This is a genomic window from Ruegeria sp. HKCCA5839 (assembly GCF_013035585.1).
Lineage (GTDB): Bacteria > Pseudomonadota > Alphaproteobacteria > Rhodobacterales > Rhodobacteraceae > Ruegeria.
Genome location: NZ_WQIE01000003.1, coordinates 531693 through 553972 on the forward strand (window position 1 = coordinate 531693; position 22280 = coordinate 553972).

Here is a 22280-nt window from a genome sequence, read left to right on the forward strand (position 1 = left end):
GAATGTCTGAAGGATATGATTTCATTGTCATTGGTGGCGGTTCGGCAGGCTCGGTGATCGCTGCGCGTCTTTCCGAAGAACCGTCGGCGCGTGTGCTGTTGCTAGAGGCTGGCTCCACCGACCGTAACCCGCTCTTTCACCTGCCAGCTGGGTTCGCGAAGATGACCAAGGGTATCGGCAGCTGGGGCTGGTCCACGGTTCCGCAAAAGCACATGCAGAACAAGGTGTTCAACTACACCCAGGCCAAAGTGATCGGCGGAGGGTCTGCAATTAATGCGCAAATCTATACGCGGGGTGCAGCTCAGGATTACGATGACTGGAGACAGATGGGGTGCGAGGGGTGGAGTTATGCCGACGTGCTGCCCTATTTCAAAAAGTCTGAAGACAACGACACCTACGACGACGAATTTCACGGCAAGGGCGGACCGCTGGGCGTGTCCATGCCCGCAGCCCCTTTGCCAATCTGCGATGCCTACATCAAGGCCGCTGGGGAAGTGGGGATTCCTGAAACACGCGATGTGAATGGGGCCAAACAAGATGGAGCGGGGTACTATCAGCTGACCCAGCGCAATGCGCGACGATCCTCTGCTGCGATGGCGTTTATCGCGCCGAACCGCAGCCGCCCGAACCTGACCGTGCGCACTGGCGCTCAGGTGCGCCGCATTATGGTGGATAAGGGCAGGGCGACTGGTGTCGAGATGATAAACGGGGACAAGATCTCAGCCGCGAAAGAGGTCATTCTGTCCTCAGGTGCCATCGGTTCGCCGCGCTTGTTGCAACTGTCGGGAATTGGCCCGGCGGATCATTTGGACAGCCTTGGCATCGACGCGGTTTTTCATCAGCCGCAGGTGGGCGCGAATTTGCAAGACCATCTGGATTTGTATTCCATCTGCGAAGTGACCGGCCCGCACACCTACGACCGTTTCGCTAAGCTGCACCTTTCAGCTTTTGCAGGCCTGCAATACCTTTTCACTCGCAAGGGACCGGTGGCGTCCAGCCTGTTCGAAACGGGTGGGTTCTGGTACGCAGACCCGGACGCGCGTTCGCCGGATCTTCAGATGCATCTGGGGCTTGGTACCGGCATTGAGGCAGGGGTCGAGGCGATGCCCAACGGTGGCGTTACACTGAACGCCTGTTTTCTGCGACCCAGATCACGCGGAACCGTCCGGTTGCAAAGCTCGGACCCCGCGATGATGCCGCTTATAGATCCCAACTATCTGGCGGATCCCTACGACCGCGAGATGTCCATTCGGGGCCTGAAGCTGGTGCAGAACATCCTCGCTCAGGATGCGCTGAAACCGTACATCTTGGCAGAACGTTTGCCGGGCCCGGACGTGCGGACCGAGCAGCAGTATTTCGATTTTATCTGTGTACACTCCAAAACATCACACCACTGCGCAGGTACCTGTCGTATGGGCAGCGATGCCGAAGCCGTTCTGGACCCGCGCCTGCGGTTCAATGGGATCGAAGGGCTTCGCGTCGCGGATGCGTCGATTATGCCGACGGTCAATTCATCGAACACCAATGCACCTACTATCATGATCGGGGAAAAAGCTTCCGACATGATCAAACAAGATCAGGGTTTCTAAAAATGATCCGCCATATCGTACTGACCAAATTCCGCGCCGGCGTGACCGAGGAGACAATCGGAGCCATCTACAAAGGTCTTGAGGACGTTTCCAAGGCCCTTCCCGGGGCCAGCGGGTTTACCGGTGGCCGCAGTGAGAGCCCCGAGCAGATCGAACGCGGATACATGCATGGTTTCATGATTGACTTCGACGATTGGGCCGCGCTGGAGACCTATCAGAACAACGAAACGCACAAGGCGCTGGGCGCGCAACTGGTCGAGAACGCCGTGGGTGGCATCGACGGCATTCTGGTTCTGGATTTGGAGGTTTGAGACAGTGAAATTGATTTTGCCGAATCCTGAGGGGCAGCCGGAACCCTATGCGCTGACCGGAACGCCGTTAGTACCGCGCAAGCCGCAGGTGCCTCTGACGCGCACGGCCTTTGCGGCAGCTCATGTGGTTTCAGACCCGATGGCGGAACGTAATCCCTGGGATGGGCGTCCCGCAGTTGATTGGGAAGCGACCCTGCGATTTCGTCAGGGACTCTGGGATCAGGGGCTGGGTCTGGCCGAAGCCATGGATACCGCACAACGGGGTATGGGCGTCGATTGGGAGACCGCGCTGGAGCTGATCCAGCGCACAATGAAGGCTGCGCAGGCACATCCGTTGTCGCCTCGGGTGGCTTGTGGGGCAGGGACTGATCACCTGCCTCTAAGCGCGTTGAACACAGCAGGTGAAATCCTGTCAGCCTACGAGCAACAGGCCGAGGCGATCGAAGCCGCCGGAGGGCAATTGATCCTCATGGCGTCACGCGCCTTCCCATCGATCAAGGCAGGTCCGGACACCTACCATGATGTATACCGCGCGCTGATCGATGGGGCTGCGGAGCCTGTTATCCTGCACTGGCTGGGCGATATGTTCGATCCTGCATTGACGGGCTATTGGGGTAGCACGGATATCGACGCGGCCAGCGACTTTGTACTGTCCCTGATTAACGAAAATCCCGCCAAGGTTGATGGGATAAAAATATCCTTGCTGGATCAGGCACACGAAGAATACTTCCGCGCGCGGTTGCCGGACGGCGTGCGCCTCTACACTGGTGACGATTTCAACTACGCTGATCTTATTGCCGGGGATAGAAAGCATTTTTCCCACGCTCTGCTCGGCATTTTCGCAGCTATCGCCCCCGCCGCCAGCCAAGCGCTTGAGGCGTTGGCTATGGGCGACATGGATCGCTACAACGCGCTGTTCGCACCGACAATTCCCCTCAGTCGAGAGATTTTTAAGGCTCCGACGCGGTTCTACAAAGCCGGGATTGCCTATCTGGCATGGCTTAACGGAGCCCAGTCCCATTTCATCATGCCGGGTGGGTTCCAATCCAGCCGTGACATCTGCCACTACGCGCAAGTGTTCAGATTGGCGGATCAAGCCGGTTTACTCTCAGACCCTGAACTGGCTAAAGCACGGATGACCACGCTTCTCAGCTTGCATGGAGTTGAACAATAGCCTGAATGCGAAAACCCACGATCATAGATGTCGCCAACTCGGCGGGCGTTTCCAAGTCGACGGTAAGCCTTGTGTTGCGGGGCAGTCCGCACGTAAAGCCGGAGACACGCAAGCTCGTCCAATCCGCGATGAAAGAGATCGGGTATGTCTATAACCGATCGGCGGCAAATCTGCGATCTACGGGGACGGCGCTAATAGGTTTGGTGATAAACGACCTGACCAACCCGTTTTTCACCGAGTTTGCAACTTCGTTGCAGATGGCGCTGGCGTTCCGAGGCTATGCGGTCGTATTGGCGAACACAAACGAAGACCCCGAACTTCAGGATCAGGTGGTGAGCGCGATGCTTGAACACGGTGTTTCTGCTTTGATCCTATCGCCTGCTTATGGCGATGTAACAAACACCCTCTCCGCGGTAGAGCGAGCTGACATTCCGTTGATGCAAGTCTTGCGACAGGTTGAAAGCGAAACAGGCAGATTTCCCTTTATCGCACCTGATTACGCAGAGGGTGGGCGCGCGGCAACGCAGTATCTGATCGAAACGGGCGCGCGGAACATAGCCTTCATCGGTGGTCTGGATGGTGCTGAAGTCACTCAGGAAAGACTGTCCGGCTATATTAGTGCAATGAAAGACAACCACTTGCAGCCTATTGTTAAAACGGGGGAATCCAGCCGATCATTCGGACATAAGGCAACAGTCAGCCTCTTCAAGGAGCAACCGGCGTGTGATGCCGCGGTTTGTTTCAATGATCTTGTTGCTTTTGGGATGATTAATGCCTGCCATGAAGCTCAGGTTAAGATTGGCACAGAGTTTCAGATAGTCGGTTTCGACGACATCAAGGAAGCATCAGAATGCTGGCCAGCTTTGTCTACCGTACACTGCGGCGTCTCTGAATTTGGCGAACAAGTTGCGGACACTGTTTTGCTGTGGTTGCAGGATGGTGCCACGCCAGCACAACACACGCGGACTTCAACGCGCTTGGTATTGAGGGAAACTACGAAAGACACGGTGTAGCAAAAGACTATACCAGCCTTTGTCGAGAGGTCTTGTCAGAAGGGTCTTGTCAAAAGAACTTTGCTTGAGCGGGCAGGGCGGTTGCGTAGGTTTTGCACATAACCAATTCTACCTCTTTCAAGTATTTCAAAACCAGCCCCGAGATCATTCGCCTTGCGGTGATGCTGTACATCCGTTTCCCGCTCTCGCTTCGGAATGTCGAAGATCTGTTGCATGCGCGAGGCATCGACGTGAGCCACGAAACTGTCCGATATTGGTGGAACAGGTTTGGCCCGATTTTTGCTGCTGAGATTAGAAGAAAGCGTGTTCAACAGCTGCGCGCCTTCTCCAAATGGACGTGGCACTTGGACGAGGTTTTTGTGAAGGTGAATGGCAAGAGACACTACCTCTGGCGGGCCGTCGATCATGAGGGCGAGATGTTGGAAGCCGTTGTCAGTAAACGCCGAAACAAAGCTGCAGCACTGAAATTCCGAAAGAAATTGATGAAGCGGCACGGTTGTGCCGAAGCAATCGTCAGAGATCGTTTCGCTTCCTACAAGGCTGCGCTCAGAGAAATGGGCGTGCTTGAAAAACAACAGACGGGCAGGTGCCTAAACAACCGCGTCGAGAACTCGCACCTGCCATTCCGACGAAGAGAACGCGCAATGCAGTGTTTTAGACGCATGCGAAGTCTACAGAAATTCGCATCCGTCCATTCCTCGGTCTATAACCACTGCAACCAGGAAAGATCGCTAGCCAGTCGCGACACTTTCAAGCTAGCCCGCGCCGTTGCTCTTAGCGAGTGGCGTCAGCTTTGTTCCGGATAGGTTCACGGTTTCCGCGGCAAGCTTAGACTGGCTCGAATTTGTCTGACAGCACCCCGACGAGCATTCATTCCTTTCTGTGCCGCAAATCCAACCCTCCATTTATCGCTGAATTAGCACAGAACACGGCGCACGACGCGCTACACGTGAGGCGGTGGACCCCATGAAGTAGTTGACCGCTGAGGGGTGATGAGCCCCAACGATAATGAGATCGGCGCCGATCTCGGCCGCAATTTCCGCGATGCGCATCCCAGGTTTTCCAGTCGTCACCTTGCACTCGATGTTATCTTCACCGACGGCAAGGTTTTCGAGTTTATTCATTATCTTCGTTGTCAGGTGGTTTTCGGTCTTAACTGTGACGAATTCTGCAGCAAAACCAGGAATTTGTTCGAGCACGGTGAGCAACGTGATCGTCCCCTCTTCCTCGAGCATACTTTGCGCAGTGGCGATCTTGGCGCTTACCATCGCTTCGTGATCAATGGCGACGGGTATGAGAATTGATTTCGGCATAGCTGTTTCTCTCAAAGTCAGGGCTGGACATAGGTCACATTGGTCAAATTATCTGTCACACGGCAGACGCGCCAGCTAGGGCAGTGCGTGGCCTGATCGCTCGGTCGGTTGCAGCAAACATCGGGGCGACTTTGCTATCGGTTAGGACTAAGTTTTCCGATGGGCTTGCGAGCATTTCGACGTTAGCGCGCCCAAAGAGGATGCGCTTGGCCGCGCATTCAAGCTCTTTGGTATAGCCGCCGCCTTCAACGACATAGAGCGTCCTCTGGACGATTTCGTTGACGTAGGTTGCGACACTATGTGCGAACAGTGTGGTCCTACTGAGAAAGTCGCGCGTCACCTAGCTATTGTCCTATTGGTAAACGTCGGGAAGCAGTGAAGTCGAGAACGCGGGGATGTATGCGATCATCAGCGTAACGATTAGCATGAAGAAGACAAACGGGATGGCGCGATAGGCGATCTTTAGGATCGACTCGCCGGTTATACCGGATACCACGAAGAGGTTTAGCCCAAGCGGAGGTGTGATAAACCCAACACCAAGCGCTGTGATCATCATAATGCAAAACTGGATATCGTTCATCTCGATCTCTTGCGCTAGTGGGAAGAGGATCGGTGCAAGGATCACGATATTCGGCGTCGTCTCCATCACGCAGCCGGCGGCCACGAGGATCAGAACCATGATGCCAATGAGTAAGTACTCATTAGAGGTCATAGACGTCAGAGCGCCGACAAAACCTTGCGGTACTCCGATAATAGCAAGAGCTTCAGCCAGTGGGATCGAGAACGCGATGATCGGCAAGATCACACCGTTGACCTTGGCGGAACTGACAAGCATCGCGGGAAAGTCCGAGAACTTGAGCGTTCCAATAATGAAGCCAATCACAATTGTGGTGACCACCGCGACAGCGCCCGCTTCCGTAGGGGTTAGGCGACCTGAGAATATACCGAAAAAGATGATGCCGGGAACGAGAAAGGCGTACCAGCCTGATTTCACGGTCTTCCACAGATTTGCGCGCCATTCAGCGGCCGTCATAATGCCCCCGCCTTCCCACAAATTGAGACGATTCATCACGATGTTTGTCACGAGAATCGATAGAAGGATCAGTAGGCCTGGGATGACCGCCGCCAAGAAGAGCGTCGAAACAGCGATACCAAGGACGAGGCCAATAATAATATATGCAATCGAAGGCGGGATCAGAATGCCAGTACATGCCCCGGCCGCGACGAGTGCGCAAGCATAAGCGCGCGGATAGCCAGATTCCACCAGCCGATCGATTGTCATCCGGCCTACGGCCGCGGCACCTGCGGCGTCAGAGCCCGAAATCGCGGCAAACATGCCACAAACGAGCACCGTGGCAGAGCCAAAGCCACCCTTGGCCCAGCATGTTAGAGCCTCTGCCACGTCGAGAAACTTTCGACTGAGCCCAGTGCGAACAAGTACATCACCTGTAAGGATAAATAGCGGCACAGCGGTCAGCGCAAACGCATCTATGCCCGAGAAAAGCTTTTCGCCCATCAAACTTAGTGGCAACGCACCTGACCAAACGAGCATCAAGATCGTTGCAGCGCCAATAGCAGCCCAGACCGGCACGGCCATTGCTACCAGGAAGATAAATAGGAGGACCGGGCCGTAGAAGTCCCATCCAAGGATCAGTTCAACTTGTTGGGGTGTTCCAAATAGCATCGCTTTGTCTCACTCAATCAAACAGCTTGTCGCCTTCGTAAACGGGACGCCCGTTTCGAAGGTCTGAAACATCGCGTAGGAAGCTTTGCACCAACCGTAAGATCACCAAAGCAAAACCAAAGGGCACAGCCATGAGGAACCACACCTGGGAAATCCGCAAGCCATGTGTCACCGAGCCAAACTTCCAAGAAACGTGAACGGTTTCAAAGGACCAGTAGATGGCCACCAAAGCCACGATGAACATGACGATGTCACCAAAAATGTAGAGCAGCGTTTTCATTGTGCCGGGAACGTAGTGCATCAGGACGTCTATACGGATGTGTCCGCGTTCTTTGACCGCCGCAGCCGCCCCAATCCATGCCAGGTAGATGAATGAATAGCGAACCATCTCTTCACCCCAGATTGAGGAATATGAAAACACCTCACGCCGGACAACTTCGATGAACATGGTTCCCACGAGCATCACGTAGAATACCAATAGCATCCATCGTTCGCCGTTCTTGTCTATAGCTTTGTAGATGTCTGACATGCGACTCTCCTACCTCGACGCGCGCTTGCGTGATGTCTGGAAACACCGCGGTCGGTCTGTTTGGAAAAAGCGGGATAGGACCTGCACCAGGGCGACGCAGGTCCCGTGGTTGTACTAGGCGTCGTGAACGTAGAAGCGGCCTCGGGTGCCCGCAGCCTCTTCTAGCTTGGCGAAGGTATCCATCGAGCCCGCGAGATCGGTCTTAAACCCGTCCCATTCGCTGCGCTGATAGCCACCTGCTTCTTGCCATTCGGCTAGTTGATCTTCGGACAGCGAGTGGAACTCGACGCCATTCTTGATCAGCTCGGCCATCGCGTAAGAGCGTGAGCCTGGCACGGTGGCGAGGTTCTGGTGCTGGGTCACTTCACCCGCAAACTCGATGCCTTCTTGGACGTCAGTTGGTAGACCGTTGAACCATTCGAGGTTGATAGAGTAGACTTGGCTGTCCGGCACAGCTTGCGTGAATGTCACGTGGCTGAGGATTTCGGCGAAGCCGAAAACATTGAGCGCCCCGACTGAGGGATCAAGCGCATCAGCCACACCTTGTCGGATTGCAGAAGGTGTTTCACCCCAAGCAACCGGAGTGGGATTTGCGCCTACGAGGCCGTAGTATTGCTGCAGCATCGCTGAGCCTGGCACACGGAACTTGACTCCAGCCATGTCGCCTGGGGTTATGATCGCGCTACCGCCTTTACGTACAGCAACAACACGCGGGTCGATCACAATGTAAAAGAGCGCTTTGAAACCGGAAGCAGCGATCTTCGGGTCGACTTCTGCTTTCCACGCATCTGACGAGGTCAGGTTAGTGAACCGCTGGTTCGAGCCGCAAAAATAGGGCAGGTTAATCAGGTCTGTGACCGGCGCAAACGGTGCGAAATTAGACACCGAGTGCTGCGCAGCTTGAATCGTGCCACCCTGAACCGCTTGAGCCAGGGCACCACCTGCACCCAGCTGGCCGCCGGGCGCCAGCCGCACATAGACCTTTCCATTGGTCATGTTCTGGATGTTTTCTTTCAAGTTCAACTGCATGATCGGGTACGAACGCGAGGCCCCGATGACGTATGCCGTTGCCAAAGTCATCACGTGTTCCGCTGCCCGCTCTCGGTCTCTCTCTTCGGCAGCGGTTTGTGCTGCCGCTTGGTCTGACCAAAGCACGCCCGCTGCACCCGCCACCAACGCGGCTGTAAACCCGCCGGATCCCGCCAGCTTCAAGAAATTTCGGCGCTCAGCTGACACCAACTCCTTATCTTCGCTATCCAAAATACATCCTCCCTTTAGATAGGTTCAGTCTGTTGTTGATTGATTTGACTTTGCCCGCGCTTCGCTACGCAGGATGCCAACGGAAAACGAAATCGCTGCCGCGAAAAGGATCACCATCTCGGTCACCGTGCCTACGATGGGCGCGTCTCCTATCGCGCCTATCACGACATTAACGGTAAACAGCGTCACCAGAGCCAGTGCGATCAAATACGGCATTTGTTCTCCCCGTCGCCTCGTTCAGGCGATTCTTAGCAATGTAAGCGCTTACACCGCGCCATGCAAGCGCTTACATTCTGCTGGCGGCATATGGAGAGGGCGACACAGGTAACGTGCGCAGACCGAAGGCAGTAAAGCTGATCTTTATGGAACTGTGTCGAATGTCAGGAACGACCGCGTGCGGACAATAGAAACTTCTTTAACGATGCGGTTGAAGCGAATGTCATCTGAGGATGCTCGACCTGTTATGCTCAACAGGTGCGCCCGACGACCGCAGGCGCGGGATCGCCGCGCGTATCGTATGCCGCTGCCAGCCAACTGCTTTTGGATCTGCACACCTGTTGCTCAGGTGCGGCGCGCCATGAGTTTTCGCAGCGTCTCAGTTATAGGCTCCGGAACTGGTCTCGCCGAACTGTGCTTAGCGGGGTCGGAAGGAAGGTTTTCTGTGGGTTTATCGGTCATCCAGGTCTCCTTTTAGTCGCGGGACGATCTCGTGCAGCAGATTGCTCAAACCAGGCATTCCCACCAATAGCAGCGTATACGGCTATGAGCAGGAAGCAGATTTTACGGTTGCGCTCGAACAACTTGTGTCCTGATTACGCTTCTTCTGTATCGTTTGATTGATCTTCCTTGATTGGTAGGATGGGTAAACCTTCAAAACTAATCTGGGGTTAAAAATGTACAGGTATGTGCTGACAACATTGGCCTTGTTTTTTGCAAGCTTACTTCATGCCGCCGGTATGGAACGGTGGGGTGAATCCGGGGACTGGACAATCCTGATAGATCCCGAAAAGGGAAACGGCTGTCTCGCGTGGAAGCTTTTTGAAAATGGCATGACCGTTGAAATTGGCGCAGCACCCAATCAGGCCGGCGGCTTTTTTGCTGCTTTTAATCCGGCCTGGGTTCAAATCGAGGACGGGGTGACCGGGATCGTACAGTTCGATTTTGGTGATGCGCAATTCGAAGGCGAGGCGGTTGGTGTCTTCAAGAATGGCGTACCCGGTGGCTACGCCTTTTTCGACAACCCGGCGTTTGTAACCGAGTTTGGAAAACGCCAGAGTGTTACGGTTATTGGTGAAAGTGGGGCCGAAGTTGAACTCGATCTCAGTGGGTCTGCCAAAGCCATTAAGGCCGTTCTGACGTGTCAGGCCGAACAACCGGAACCACTAAAGAACTAGGTAGCGTCCAATTATTGCAATTGATTGACGTCCGGCACACAAGGTTGCCTGTCGACAGGCATGGCATCAGCGCCTTCCGGGGCCTTGCTTCTCGACCCGCCCACATCCAGCTTGAACTTCGGTGACGTAAGCTGGCCCGTAACATCAAAGGGCCAAGCGCTTCGGGACAGGGGTTTGCCAACGCGCCGCGGCTCCGCTCTTATTGCTATCGTATCGTTCAGCCAATCCACTTGGCCCTTTGCAACCAACTGAACCGATCCCGTTTCAATGACGATGGAGTTCGAGCTCACCCGACCAGCTTGAATTTCAACCGGAGCGACCACGCAAGTGATGTCGGTGTAACCTTGTCGGAACTCTTCTGAAAACAGCCACGGGAAGATACCCAGCCCCGCAAGTTCCAATAGGCTGGTACTGATGTAGCCCTGCGACATCGACAAAGACGCTTTGCCGCGCATCGAGTTGATGAAGTCCTTGCCCGAGGCGGTACTGCCAGAAACGTTGAATTCACCGCTCAAACGTCCATCGGCATCGATACCAATTCCCAATTCATCAAGGATCTCACCGAACTCCCATCCTGAGGTCGATCCCGACAACGAAAGCCAATCAGGTGAATCAACCAGGTCCATGACCGCCCGAAGGCTGAAGTTTCCGCCACCGTAAGCCATCTGAAGGGGGCCGAAATCCACGGTTCCGTCTTTTGCGGACAATTGGCTTGAAACGGATGTTACGCCTTGCTGGCCCACAATCTCATTGAATTCGATCTGTACCTCGACGTTAGCTTCACGTAGCACGCGCTGCACATCCAGAAGATCGGCAGGTTTCCCTTTATCCTTTGGCAACACCAAGGGCTGGACATTTGTCTCCTTCGGCAGAACCAAAGGCTGAACTTCTGCTTCAGGTTCTTGCGAGGTCTCGCCTACCAGGCTTTTCAATTGGTCCAGTACGGAGGTGAGGTTCTTCAGGTCGTTGAGATCGAGCCTCTCGCTCGTAATGTTGCCACGGACGACGGATGCTCCTTCGGGAAACCGCGCATCCAAAGCTGCAAGAAGATGCGAAGACCCGGCTTTGAACTGGATTGCGGCATCAAAGTCTTCACCCTGCCTAGAGGTTTCAGCATCGATAGCCAGTGCGCCAATTCCGACAGGTTGCAATTTGAGCGCGGTCAGAAACTGGGCACTGTCGTCGACATCCAGTTCCACGTCGAAATCGAGACCGGCCAGACCTTTTAGCTCGTTGACAGATAGTGCGAGATCGAGCGCCCAGAGATAGGTGTCGTAAGTAGTCGCGTTAAACCTGTTGAGTGAAACCGGCCCGCCCGCATTGGATATGTTGAAATCGGCCTTGATGCCCCCGAACTGGTCAACATAGTCTTCATCAAGGTTGGACAAAACCAACTTGGCGGGCCCGTTCACCACGCCATCGAATGTTACGTCCCGAAGCTGAAGCAGATCGAGGATTTCACCTTCGGCTTTCAGGACAGGCTCTTCAATTGGCCCGGCTTGCAACGCGATACCCAGCATGGCGAGCCGGCCGTCTGGCATGCGGCGAATGCTTTCGATAGAGGCTGGACCGATTACGTCTAACCCCTGGTCAAACGCATTAGTCTGGAACAGCAACTTCTCGAATTCGAAGGAAGCCAGGGATCCGACCATGTGCATTTCAAAGCCGGTAAATTTCAGTTCCTGGACACTTTTCGCTGCTGGCGGCGGCCGTCCTTCGGGATGAAGCCGCACATTAAAAAGCAGATCGACGCCCTGAGCGTTGTAGAGGTCATCTATTGAACCTTCAGCTTCGAGTTTTTGCCCATCCTCCAGGCTTACAGCTGTTGTAAACGCCTCAATCTTCAGAGCGTCCCGAGACACGAGTTCTGCTTGCAGCTGACCATTGCCTTCCAGAACACGTTCCAGCCCAACGACGTCCAGAAAATCACCGAATTCACCGGTGTCCATCTCCAAGACTGCGCGATAACCGCCCCCTTCGTCTGCTGAGAAGGGCTCGCCATCGTAGCTTACGGTCATTTCGCCAAAACTGGCGCGTGTCGTAAATGGTGCGTCACGGGGGTAGTCGCCTTCGATTTCGAAAACCTGACCGTTGACGGAGCCGGAACCAGAGACCTGTGTTCTTTGTCCATTATCTACTTGTTCGAGCACGAGGGACTGAAGGTCAAACACAAATGAGAAGCCCGAGACCTTGTCGTCGATGTTTAGCCCGATTGACTTGAAACTGACGTTCTTGTCGCTCAAGAAGTTCAGGATTCCACTGCTTTCTGTGTCGGTCTCATCGGAACCATCAGCGCTCGCAACCTCTTTTTGATCATCCGCTGAAACTGTTTCCTCTGAAGTTGGCTTGGGTGTTGGCTCGCCTTTTCGCCAGCTTGTGATGCCGTCTTCGGTCGTCAGAAGATTTGCTTGGAGGCCTTCCACGACGAGATTGTCAAAGTGCAGGCGCCTGTTGGCCAAAGCGGCAATATCCAGCTCCAGTTCCAGCAGGTTCAATTCCACAAGAGCTGAGTCCGGCATTGTCAGGCTCGGGATGACCACACCACCGACGTAGATGTAACTCGTGCGGCCAAGCGCGACGCTTACATCATCGTTGACAAGAAGTGGTCGACCAATTTGTTCCGAAAGAATTCTTTCTAAAAGATCGCGCCGCATGTCCGAGAACATGGGAGCAGCGAGCAACAACCAAACAAAGGCGATTGCCGCGAACGCGAGAAGTGCAACAAGCCCAACTATTTTTGCGAGCCAAACCCTCATGTGCTCTCCTATTGCTGCTCACACTGCTTCGAATTTCCGCCAATAAGAAGTCACCAACCCTACTAGCAATTTAGCACGCTTGGAATTGCGCATCTCTTTTAGGATGACGTGTTCATCGGTCCAAAGCTGCAAGTACTCGAGCGTCTCGTTCGTATGGGTCCTCACGGAAATGAACGGCCCCATCTTCGACCCATGCAGTCCAATAGGTCAAAAGGACCGGCATGGGCTCGGGTAGGTCAACTCGCGTTGTCTTCCCGCTATCCAGAATAGATTGCATTTTTTGCCGACTCCAGTCCGGCTCTCCCTCCATCAAAAGGCTGGCAAATTCGAACGGATACTCAAGGCGAACGCAGCCGGAACTGAGGTTCCGTTCATTTCGGTCGAAAAGGCTGCGGTCGTTGGTATCATGCAAGTACACCGCGTATTTATTTGGAAACATGAACTTGACTAAACCTAGCGCATTGTCTGGGCCCGGCTGCTGAACCAAAGTGACGCCGGGGTTCTTTGCTCCCCAGTTCACAGCGTTGGCAGGAATCGTCTGCCCGTCTTTGTTCCGAACTACGTAATTGTTGCGCGCCAGATAGTCTGGATCCTTGCGGATGCGCGAAAGCTTATCCTTCCGAAAAATCGAAGCGGGAACAGTCCAAGTCGGATTGAATTCCATATATTCAATTTCATCTCGGAACACTGGGGTTTTTCTGTAGGCTGATCCTGTGATCGACCGAGTGGTCCAAAGCGTCCCATCGGACGCGACCAAGTAAGTACGGGCGCCTGCAATGTTTACCAGCACGAACTCTTCGTCGATTTCGCGCATGAGCCAGCGGCCTCGCTCCAGGCTGAGCCGCAATTTATCTATGCGATCTTCGACAGGTTTGTTGAGAGACGCGAAGGTCTTACCACCAACGACGCCATCTGCCTCCAAGCCGTGACGATTTTGAAAGGTTTTTACCTGTTGCACCAAGTAATCGTCATAAACCCAAGCTGGATTTATTCCGTTTTGGCTGATTTCTGGAAATTCATTTGCTCCATCGTAGCCTTCTGTCGCTAGCCTTTTGCGCAGTTCGGCGACGGCAGGATCCACCATTTCCGGCTTCAGAACCGTTTCTTCGGGAACGGTGTTCCAGCCTCCCTTTGATGCGATAGCTCTATATTTGCGCAATGCATCAACGAGCATCGTGTATTGCCCGTTGTCGATATCGATGCGTTCAATTAAAGCACTGAAACCTTCGCCTTGAAGATATTGGCTCAATACAACGGAAGGGTCTTGTTGAATTACTGGTTTTGAGAAATTCCAATCGTCGTCTAGCGCATTTGGATCGACTTTTCCAAACACCAGATGGTGTACGAGTTTTACGGCCGCGTCAGTCGCCAGAATATCGAAAAAAGCTCGACTGGAGGCATCGCCTCCCTGTGAGGCTTTGAATGCGGATCGAAGCTCTTTTAGTTTGAAGTCCCTCGGCGTAAAGCCCTGATCAATGGCTCCATCCAACTCCTCAAAAAGCTCGTCAACCAATTCAGAACTGGTCCAGGCTGGCTTAAATTCTCTGTCCGCATAGAAACGAGGTAGAAGGATTTCTGCGTCCAAACTCTTGTTGTTTGAAAGTGTATTACTCGCATTCGTATTTGACCGTAGCAGCGCTTTTATCTGCTCCGAGACTTGGTCTGCTGCGCCCAAATTAGGGCATGTTATCAGCGTTGCAATCATTGCTGTTGCAACCGCCGATCTAAGAACTTTCACCATCCCCTCCTAAACAGCCAATCTATATGTGGTTACTTCAACAAAGGATACTTCAGCATTTTGTATAATCAAATCGTAATTTATTGTTCTCAGAGTTTTGCTCGCAAATGTCTCCTTCGCTTGTGTGCGGTCCTCCGGTGAAAGCGGGCCAATGGCTGTTCTGTCCGCACAGCAGAAATTCGCCCAAACTCTGCGAGCGGCCGCTTTGAGCCCAGAGCAGCCGGTCAATTTAAATCTCAAATTTCGCGCTGGCTCGGACGGCGCGTTGTTCCCAGCACAACTCGCAGTACGCGGGCAATTTCCTGTTCGGGCGCTGCATAGATGCCATGTGATTTCTTGTTTCGCCCGATAAACAAGGTAAGCCCCTCAATTGCCGCAGTGACGTGAAGGGCCAGTGACTCGCAGCCGTCTTGCGGCCAGTCGGGACGGGTGGCTCCTATCAGCCCTGCAATCACCTGTCGCTCCAGCTCGTGGATTTTGTCCATCAGCTCGGCCGCAGCATCGTCATGCAATGAACGCGCCCAGAGTTGCGGGAAGAATGCAATCTCTGGTTGGCGCAAGTCCTGAACAAGGAGCGTTACCACCCGTTCGAGCGCAGCTTGCGGTGTTGTTTCGCTCATCTGCAGACACGTCAGGATGTCGTCAGCATAGTTCGCAAGCTGATCGCGAACGAGGCTGTCGAGGAGTTCTGACTTGGTCTTATAGTGATACGTCAGATTGCCGACGCGCATATCCAAGGCATTCGCCAGATTGCGCATCGTGTAGTCTTCTGCTCGGGTGCCGATGAAGAGCGCAAAGGCCGCATCAAGTATCCGCCGCTTGGTGCTGTCACCACTGGAAAGACCACGGGTTTCTTTTGCGACCGGGCGCTGGATGACCAGATCCTGTAGCAGGTGTGTCACCCTTTCGGGAATGAAGCTTTCGATCTTCTTGTCCATCGTTCCAGTTCACTTTGCGTCTTACAGGTGAAGAATATCAACATAGGCGTATGCCGGTTCTCACAGTGGTCGTAACGCAACGTTGACACAAATCGCTCCGCCCGCCAAGATTAGGACGATAGTCCTAATGACACATGCGTGAGTCGATGACCTATGGGCAAGGTCGTTTCACGAATACTCGGACCAAGACGGGAGCACCCAAATGAGAAGTCCACTCAAACCAATCCTTATGTCGGTGGCAGCTTGTGTCCTTTGGGGCGGCTCATCTGTGGCCCAGACCACTGAGCAACCCAATGTCGTATTGATGATGGTCGACAACCTCGGCTGGGGCGAGTTACCCTTGAAGTCAACTCTAGTGACAAGCGTTCGAAAATCGCCCGGTCTACGCCACAAGGCGCGGAGTTTTTGAAAGCGTGTAACGAGCGGATGTCGGAAGCTCTGGCTCCAGTTTTGTCCGAACTCGGGTCGGGCCCATTTAGAAATTCCCTGCCAAATCTGACGCTCATACGCGAAGCTTTGGACAACGAACGGGATTAGGAAAAACCAGAGCCAACCAGAAAGCTTAGCCAAATTGTTAAAACATCATGCAATCTCCGCCCGGGGGAGGCGGCGGGAATCCTTCAGGCAAGGTGGGAGTGTAGTCAAATGTCACAATCTTTGCGCCGCCGTCGAATGCCACGAACAATTGGTTAGACCCCGGTCTGATGGCGATGCCTTCCGGGTCGGTACCGAATTCCAACAGACTTTGCTGGGCGAGCAATTGGCCATCTGCTGTGAACTCATACAGGCTGTTTGACCCTTCCCAGTCATCAACAATCAACATGTGACCGGTGCGTGCGTCAATCGCGATGCCCTGTGCCTCGCTTAAGGGGGGAGAGAGCTTCATGGTATCCAACCTCGCCGTCAAAGCACCCTCTGAAGTGAACCAGGACAACCGTTCCGGGTCATCCTCAACGGTCACGATCTGCCCCTTGGCATTGATCGCGATCCCCTCCGTATCTGCGAAACCGCCGTCCAGTTTGAAAGGTGCTCCGAGCGGCATTCCTTCCTTTGTAACACGTTGAAGACTTCCGAGACCATCGCCCAGCAACAAATGATCCCCTTCAACAGCAATTGCTTTGATGCGGAAGAGATCACTGGATATGCGGCGCAACTCATCACCCTGCAATGTAACGAGAATGGCCTCGGGGCCCTCGTTCGCAATCCACAACCCACAAAACGTCGGATCGTAGTCAAGACTTGCGGGTTGATCGAGCTCATAGCGCCCTGTTTCGCGAAGCTGCAATGCCGTGGCCGGGGTCGACACAGCAAAAATCAATAAAGCGGTGGTCCTCACAAACACTCAGGATGCTCCTAGCTGAGTTAGAAAAGTGGGGCGGTGTCGTGACGCGTCAATACAAAGAACGATATATCTCCTCAAAACAGAGGTCATCACACTTCCGGTAAAAAGAGACGCAGAACGTCAGAAAACAGCGCCACGTCACGTGAGTTCTAATTCTCCAGCGATGCAATCCAAGGTGAAGAACTGGAGCAGTTTCTTGCATCGCAGCGAGACCCGGGGCACCGCATCGCAACACAACTATTGAAGAGTTTGTCGCGTCATGATTGCCGGCGTTGAGTGTTCCTCTGCGTTGGTGTTACCAAATTCGAAGCTTGATGTAAGTTATGCGTATGAACCAATTCGACCTTGTGAGACAGCCTTCATCAGTCCTTCGTTGTCACGTTGACAAGTGCTTCGGATGAGAAAGTCGCAGTACTGGTTTCATCCGCATCAGAATATGATACTGTGGCGCCTTCGATCTCCGATCCTGTTACAGTGATTTCGCGTTGCCCGATTGTGTCATCTACATCGATGGTACAAGCTAGCCTGTCCCCGGCGGTGAGGGACGCAATCTCCAGCTCAATTGTACTCTGCGCGTCCACAACCGATGGAAAATGAAGCAGAGCTTCAGCACCCTCTACGAATTCGAGCGGTTGAAAGACCTCCACACCCACGCCTTTTTCGGTAACGTCGAAGATCAGGCGTCCGGCAGATAGCGACAAGTCAATTTTGAGGGTCGATGCTGCTAATTCGCACGTTCCGACGTTTGTCAAAACAAATCGGTCCTTGGTCGCGCCTGCCAAAAAACGAATTTGAACGCCGGCTTTAAGCGAGGTGGTTGCAAAAGTCCGAGGGTCGCCACGAGAATACACTTCGGGAGCATACGTTTCTCCTAGATACAAGGTTCTTGATAGATATGGTTCGGCGGGTTTCTTGGATCAGACTTGTGCCCTTTCATCATCGTGGCTCAGCCGATGAGAGATTTCAAAGTTCCTTTGTTGTCGTCAGAACGGTTAGGTTAAAACATGCCATTGTCATTCGCGCGTTTTGCCGGAACTTCCTGAAGAATATCAAAGTGTTCGACAACCTTACTTTCAGCATCCAGGCGAAAAAATCGATCCCTGAATACTCGAGACCATCGGGCCAGATTGGTGACAATTGTCTGCCATCAGCATCCATGGGACAGAATAGGTTGATTGCGTAATGGAAGGTTTGAGGCGCATGCGAAGTTTGCAGAAATTCGCCACCGTTCATTCGTCCGTCTACAACCAATTCAACCGGGAAAGATCGCTCACTAGCCGAAACTCCTTCAAGCTGACCCTGGCCGCCGCCTTCGCCGAGTGGCGTCAGCTTTGTTCTGGACCGGTTCGCGGTTTCTACGGCGAACTGAGACTGGTTCGAATTCGTCTGACAGCACCCGTCACAGACCTATGTAAAGACCGCCTCTGCAGTGGTTTCGAATGCACATCGACCCACGCGGCAAAACAAACTGGAATGTTAGGTATCCAACTTGGTTGTGTTTCTCTAGGAGAGAGCAACACCTAAGATCGCACAGTCCGCCCAGGGACGAGGTGAAAACCCACGTCGATGCAAGGCTTCACCGCTTCTCCGTTCAGCCGAGCAACCAGCGCTTGTGCGGCGGCCTGGCCGATCCGAAGGTGTGGGACGTGGATGGACGTCAGTCTGGCTTTCAGCACAGATGAAATCGGCATGTCACCCCAGCCGGCAATGCCAATATCTTGGGGGACAGACAGGCCAATTCGATCACAATACTGCATGCCGCCAAACGCCATCGAGTCATTTTGATAGAAGACGCATTCGACAATGGCCCCGGTGGCGATCAACTGTTCGGTACCGTAGTACCCTGGGTAGAAGCTGGCCGTGTCATGCAGACAGAATTGCCGGGTGAGAGTTCCGCCCCCGTCGGTTATCGCTTTGGTGAACCCGTCCAGACGCCTGGACGCCGCATTCGCTGTATCATGCGACGTGCCGACATAGCCAAAGTTTCGGTATCCCAGCCCGATCAAGTGGCGCCCCATTTCGAAGCCGCTGTCGAAATGCGCAAGCCCGACGCTGATGTCTAGGGGACTGGAATTCAGGTCCCATATTTCAACGATCGGAATTCCTGCGTTGCGCAACATCTCGGTTGCGCGGGGCAAATGAGACCGGCCTGTCAGAATAAGCCCGGCGGGTTGCCAGGACAGGACCGTTTCGATCCATTTCTCTTCTTCAGCCAGCGTATGTTGTGTCAGCCCCAGGACGGTTTGATAGCCGTGTGACCCCAGTTTCTGGTCGATGCCTTCAAGCACCTGAGCAAAGACCTCGTTGCCCAGATCCGGTATCGAGACGCCTACAAAAGTCGAGGAACGATCCCCGGCGAAAACGGTCGCAAGCCGATTCGGCAAGTAGCCCAGAGCGTCCACCTGGGCCATCACTTTGTCGCGGGTTTTTTCCGAATAGCCCCCTTCACCCCGTATGACTCGGCTGGCGGTCATTTTTGAAACGCCCGCCGCCTCGGCCACTTTGGCTAGGCTTACCTTGTTGGTTTTGCTTGGTTTTTCTGTCATTTTCGCAAATTACGTTACCGGTAACTTTTTTCTTGACTGCGCGGAGTTTTCCTCGAACACTATCGGAACGTTACGGGTAACGCTGTCGAAAAGCAAATGCCGTGTCGTGGGGAGGACAAATGAACAAGCAGCGTCATAGTGGTCTGTTGTTTGACAGCATCGATAAGCATTTCGGTGGGACATATGCGCTGCGCGACGTGTCGCTGGCCGTCGAGCGCGGAGAGATTGTTGCGCTTCTGGGCGAGAACGGGGCAGGCAAGTCGACACTAATCAAAGTTCTGGGTGGTATCCACAAACCGGACTCGGGCCGTGTTCTGATTGACGGTCAACCCTATGATCATCGGCCTGCCGGATTTGGTGAACGTCAGAAAGTGGCTTTCATCCACCAGGATCTTGGTTTGATCGAGTGGATGACGGTTGCCGAGAACATTGCGCTGGCGCTTGGCTTCAAGAAACAGTCGGGCCTGATCCAGTGGAAGGATGTTGAGCGGTTCGCGCGAAATGCGCTGGCGCGGGTAGATTGTGATTTTGATCCCACGACCCGGGTTGAGGATCTTTCGCGGACCGAAAAGTCGCTGGTGGCGATTGCGCGGGCATTGGCCGTGGACAGCGAGTTTCTGGTTCTGGATGAACCGACCGCGTCGTTGCCTGCGGACGAGGTAGAGCGGCTTTTCGCGGCAATCCGGCCTTTGCGGGAGAAAGGCGTGGGGATGATCTATGTCAGCCATCGCCTGGACGAGATTTTTAAGATCGCCGACCGTGTGGCCGTTTTGCGAGACGGCGAAATGGTTGGGATCCGAAGTATCGAACACACGACACCGGAAGAGCTGGTGCTGAAGATCGTGGGTCGCAAAACGCGGGCCACTGTTAAGTCCGAGACCCCGCCGGGCGATGTCATCCTGTCGCTGACGGATTTCTCGGCCGGTGATGTCACCGCGCTGAACTTCGAGCTTCGGCAAGGCGAGATCGTTGGCCTTGTCGGTTTGCGCGGGGCCGGGCACGAGGCGGTTTCGCGCGCACTGTTCGGGGTCGAGCCGCATGACGGGCAGGTTCTGCTGGCCGGTGAGGTACCGGATCTTACATCGCCGAAAACGGCCATGCAGGCCGGAATAGGTCTGGTGGCCAAGGACCGAACCGAAGAATCCGTGGCGATGAGCCTGAGCATCCGGGAAAACACATTTCTGAACCCTGACGGGTTGGGGCGCCGATTGCTGAGTTTCATGACCCCGGCGCGCGAGGCTGAACAGGCTGAAGCCATTGGTGCTGAACTGGGCCTGTCGCCCAATGATCCGACGCTGGCCATCGAAGCCTTGTCGGGCGGAAACCAGCAAAAGGTGGTGATCGGGCGCTGGTTGGCTACCCAACGCAAGCTGTTGATCTGCGAAGACCCGACCGCTGGAGTAGATGTGGGGGCCAAGGCGGAAATCTATGCGCTTTTGAACAAGGCGTTAGGGCAGGGGGTGGGCATTCTGGTCGTCTCGACCGATTTCGAAGAGATCGCCACGATCTGCCACCGTGCCATTGTGTTCAGCCAGGGCAAGATTGTCGAAGAGCTGAGTGGCACCCGGCTATCGACGGAAAACCTCATTCAATCCGCATCGGCGAGCAACGCCGGGCAAGGAAAGGATATCTCGCATGCAGTCGCTTGAAAGCAGCGCTTTGGAACCCACAAAGGCCGAACTGAAAGGTTTGAGTTTTGGCAAACGGGTGATGCGGTTTCTACCGGTTTACGGTCTGGTCCTATTGACTGTCTTCCTGATTGGCCTCTTTTCGGTGCTTTTGCCGAACACGTTTCCGACGATGCTGAACCTGCGGGCGATTATTTCGGACAAAGCGATCATTGCTTTGCTGTCGCTGGGGGCGATGATCCCGATGGCGGCGGGGCGCATCGATTTGACTGTGGGCTACGGCATCGTTTTGTGGCACATCCTGGCCATCAGCTTGCAGACCATGCTTGGTCTGCCCTGGCCCATCGCGGTTGCGATTGTTCTGGTTCTAGGGGCCTTTACCGGGTTTTTGAACGGCATGCTGGTCGAAGTTGCCAAGATCGACAGTTTCATCGCCACGCTGGGCACCGGCACCGTTCTCTATGCGCTGGCGCTATGGCATACCGGCGGACGGCAGATGGTGGGCGCACTGCCCGAAGGGTTCTATGATCTATCGACAACCTTTGTCTTCGGGCTTCCGATTACCGGGTTTTATCTGCTGGCCATCACATTGGTGCTGTGGATCGTGCTCGAATACACGCCGGTGGGCCGCTATCTCTATGCCATTGGTGCAAACCAGCGTGCAGCGCAGCTGAACGGCATTCCGACCCGCAAATATGTTATCGGCGCGTTCATGGCATCGGGCACGATGACGGCGCTGGCCGGTGTGATCCTGGCGTCAAAACTGCGGATCGGTCAGGCCTCGGTCGGGTTGGAGTTTCTATTGCCCGCCCTTGTCGGTGCCTTCCTTGGCTCCACCACGATCAAACCCGGTCGGGTAAATGTTTGGGGCACGGTTGTCGGGGTCGCCATTCTGGCCGTGGGCATTTCCGGTATTCAACAATTTGGCGGCTCTTTCTGGGTCGAGCCGCTTTTCAACGGGGTTACCCTGCTGATCGCCATCGGCATCGCAGGATACGCACAGCGCAGAAAGGGTGCAGCCAAGCGCTGAAGCAAACCGCCGCACCTTGGGGTGTGGGCGACATC

At 54.3% G+C, this 22280-nt stretch carries 19 protein-coding genes and 1 pseudogene; 9 read left to right on the forward strand and 11 right to left on the reverse strand.

Translation table 11 applies throughout. From position 1 onward, the window contains the following. Positions 1-2: 2 nt before the first annotated feature. The 5 genes from GOV38_RS12155 to GOV38_RS12175 all read left to right on the forward strand — a co-directional run bounded on the left by GOV38_RS12155 (position 3) and on the right by GOV38_RS12175 (position 4893). Positions 3-1589: a GMC family oxidoreductase gene (locus GOV38_RS12155; protein ID WP_171209640.1), complete on the forward strand. Its 1587-nt coding sequence runs from the start codon at positions 3-5 to the stop codon at positions 1587-1589. A gap of 2 nt (positions 1590-1591) precedes the next feature. Continuing rightward, positions 1592-1900 carry a Dabb family protein gene (locus tag GOV38_RS12160; RefSeq protein WP_171209639.1) on the forward strand — a complete coding sequence of 103 codons (309 nt, stop codon included), beginning with the start codon at positions 1592-1594 and terminating at the stop codon, positions 1898-1900. Positions 1901-1904: 4 nt separating this feature from the next. Then, entirely contained in the window at positions 1905-3074 is a 1170-nt protein-coding gene (locus GOV38_RS12165) for a dihydrodipicolinate synthase family protein (protein WP_371808533.1), read from the forward strand. A gap of 5 nt (positions 3075-3079) precedes the next feature. Further along, the gene (locus tag GOV38_RS12170; RefSeq protein ID WP_171209638.1) at positions 3080-4087 is read left to right on the forward strand and encodes a LacI family DNA-binding transcriptional regulator; all 1008 of its coding nucleotides are present in this window, start codon (positions 3080-3082) and stop codon (positions 4085-4087) included. Between the two features lie 161 nt (positions 4088-4248). Beyond that, on the forward strand, positions 4249-4893 hold the full coding sequence (locus GOV38_RS12175; RefSeq protein ID WP_254453171.1) for an IS6 family transposase: 645 nt from the start codon (positions 4249-4251) through the stop codon (positions 4891-4893). A gap of 99 nt (positions 4894-4992) precedes the next feature. Here GOV38_RS12175 and GOV38_RS12180 read toward each other — a convergent pair whose 3' ends face one another. The 5 genes from GOV38_RS12180 to GOV38_RS12205 all read right to left on the reverse strand — a co-directional run bounded on the left by GOV38_RS12180 (position 4993) and on the right by GOV38_RS12205 (position 9089). Continuing rightward, positions 4993-5400, reverse strand: coding sequence for a universal stress protein (locus GOV38_RS12180; RefSeq protein WP_171210121.1), 408 nt, complete (start codon positions 5398-5400; stop codon positions 4993-4995). A 352-nt stretch (positions 5401-5752) separates the two neighbouring features. After that, a complete protein-coding gene (locus GOV38_RS12190; RefSeq protein ID WP_171097184.1) occupies positions 5753-7084 on the reverse strand; it encodes a TRAP transporter large permease in 1332 nt (443 codons plus the stop codon). 13 nt (positions 7085-7097) lie between these two features. Then, positions 7098-7613 (reverse strand): TRAP transporter small permease, encoded by a 516-nt coding sequence (locus GOV38_RS12195; protein ID WP_171097186.1) that lies wholly within the window; start codon positions 7611-7613, stop codon positions 7098-7100. Between the two features lie 114 nt (positions 7614-7727). Next, positions 7728-8873, reverse strand: coding sequence for a TRAP transporter substrate-binding protein (locus tag GOV38_RS12200; RefSeq protein ID WP_171097188.1), 1146 nt, complete (start codon positions 8871-8873; stop codon positions 7728-7730). Between the two features lie 24 nt (positions 8874-8897). Further along, entirely contained in the window at positions 8898-9089 is a 192-nt protein-coding gene (locus GOV38_RS12205) for a hypothetical protein (protein WP_171097190.1), read from the reverse strand. An 833-nt stretch (positions 9090-9922) separates the two neighbouring features. On the opposite strand from GOV38_RS12205, the gene GOV38_RS12210 reads away from it, so the two are divergent. Then, positions 9923-10267, forward strand: coding sequence for a hypothetical protein (locus tag GOV38_RS12210; protein ID WP_254430657.1), 345 nt, complete (start codon positions 9923-9925; stop codon positions 10265-10267). An 11-nt stretch (positions 10268-10278) separates the two neighbouring features. Here GOV38_RS12210 and GOV38_RS12215 read toward each other — a convergent pair whose 3' ends face one another. The 5 genes from GOV38_RS12215 to GOV38_RS12235 form a co-directional block, all read right to left on the reverse strand. Continuing rightward, on the reverse strand, positions 10279-13023 hold the full coding sequence (locus GOV38_RS12215; protein WP_171210118.1) for an AsmA family protein: 2745 nt from the start codon (positions 13021-13023) through the stop codon (positions 10279-10281). Positions 13024-13135: 112 nt separating this feature from the next. Further along, positions 13136-14764: a murein L,D-transpeptidase gene (locus GOV38_RS12220; protein ID WP_254430656.1), complete on the reverse strand. Its 1629-nt coding sequence runs from the start codon at positions 14762-14764 to the stop codon at positions 13136-13138. A gap of 233 nt (positions 14765-14997) precedes the next feature. Then, positions 14998-15699: a TetR/AcrR family transcriptional regulator gene (locus GOV38_RS12225; protein ID WP_171210117.1), complete on the reverse strand. Its 702-nt coding sequence runs from the start codon at positions 15697-15699 to the stop codon at positions 14998-15000. 574 nt (positions 15700-16273) lie between these two features. Then, complete coding sequence (locus GOV38_RS12230) at positions 16274-17041, reverse strand: hypothetical protein (protein WP_371808543.1); 768 nt, start codon at positions 17039-17041, stop codon at positions 16274-16276. A 362-nt stretch (positions 17042-17403) separates the two neighbouring features. Further along, entirely contained in the window at positions 17404-17922 is a 519-nt protein-coding gene (locus GOV38_RS12235) for an aggregation factor core (RefSeq protein ID WP_171210116.1), read from the reverse strand. A gap of 301 nt (positions 17923-18223) precedes the next feature. Between GOV38_RS12235 and GOV38_RS22320 the strand changes: the two are divergent. Next, positions 18224-18373 (forward strand): annotated as a pseudogene (locus tag GOV38_RS22320) (IS6 family transposase); the annotation flags it as partial. Positions 18374-18561: 188 nt separating this feature from the next. Here the strand turns inward: GOV38_RS22320 and GOV38_RS12240 are convergent. Beyond that, positions 18562-19587: a LacI family DNA-binding transcriptional regulator gene (locus GOV38_RS12240; RefSeq protein WP_171210115.1), complete on the reverse strand. Its 1026-nt coding sequence runs from the start codon at positions 19585-19587 to the stop codon at positions 18562-18564. A 119-nt stretch (positions 19588-19706) separates the two neighbouring features. On the opposite strand from GOV38_RS12240, the gene GOV38_RS12245 reads away from it, so the two are divergent. Both GOV38_RS12245 and GOV38_RS12250 read left to right on the forward strand, forming a co-directional pair. Then, the gene (locus GOV38_RS12245) at positions 19707-21236 is read left to right on the forward strand and encodes a sugar ABC transporter ATP-binding protein (RefSeq protein ID WP_171210114.1); all 1530 of its coding nucleotides are present in this window, start codon (positions 19707-19709) and stop codon (positions 21234-21236) included. Beyond that, the gene (locus GOV38_RS12250) at positions 21223-22245 is read left to right on the forward strand and encodes an ABC transporter permease (protein WP_171210113.1); all 1023 of its coding nucleotides are present in this window, start codon (positions 21223-21225) and stop codon (positions 22243-22245) included. Before GOV38_RS12245 ends, GOV38_RS12250 begins: the two co-directional genes overlap by 14 nt. Positions 22246-22280: the final 35 nt, after the last annotated feature.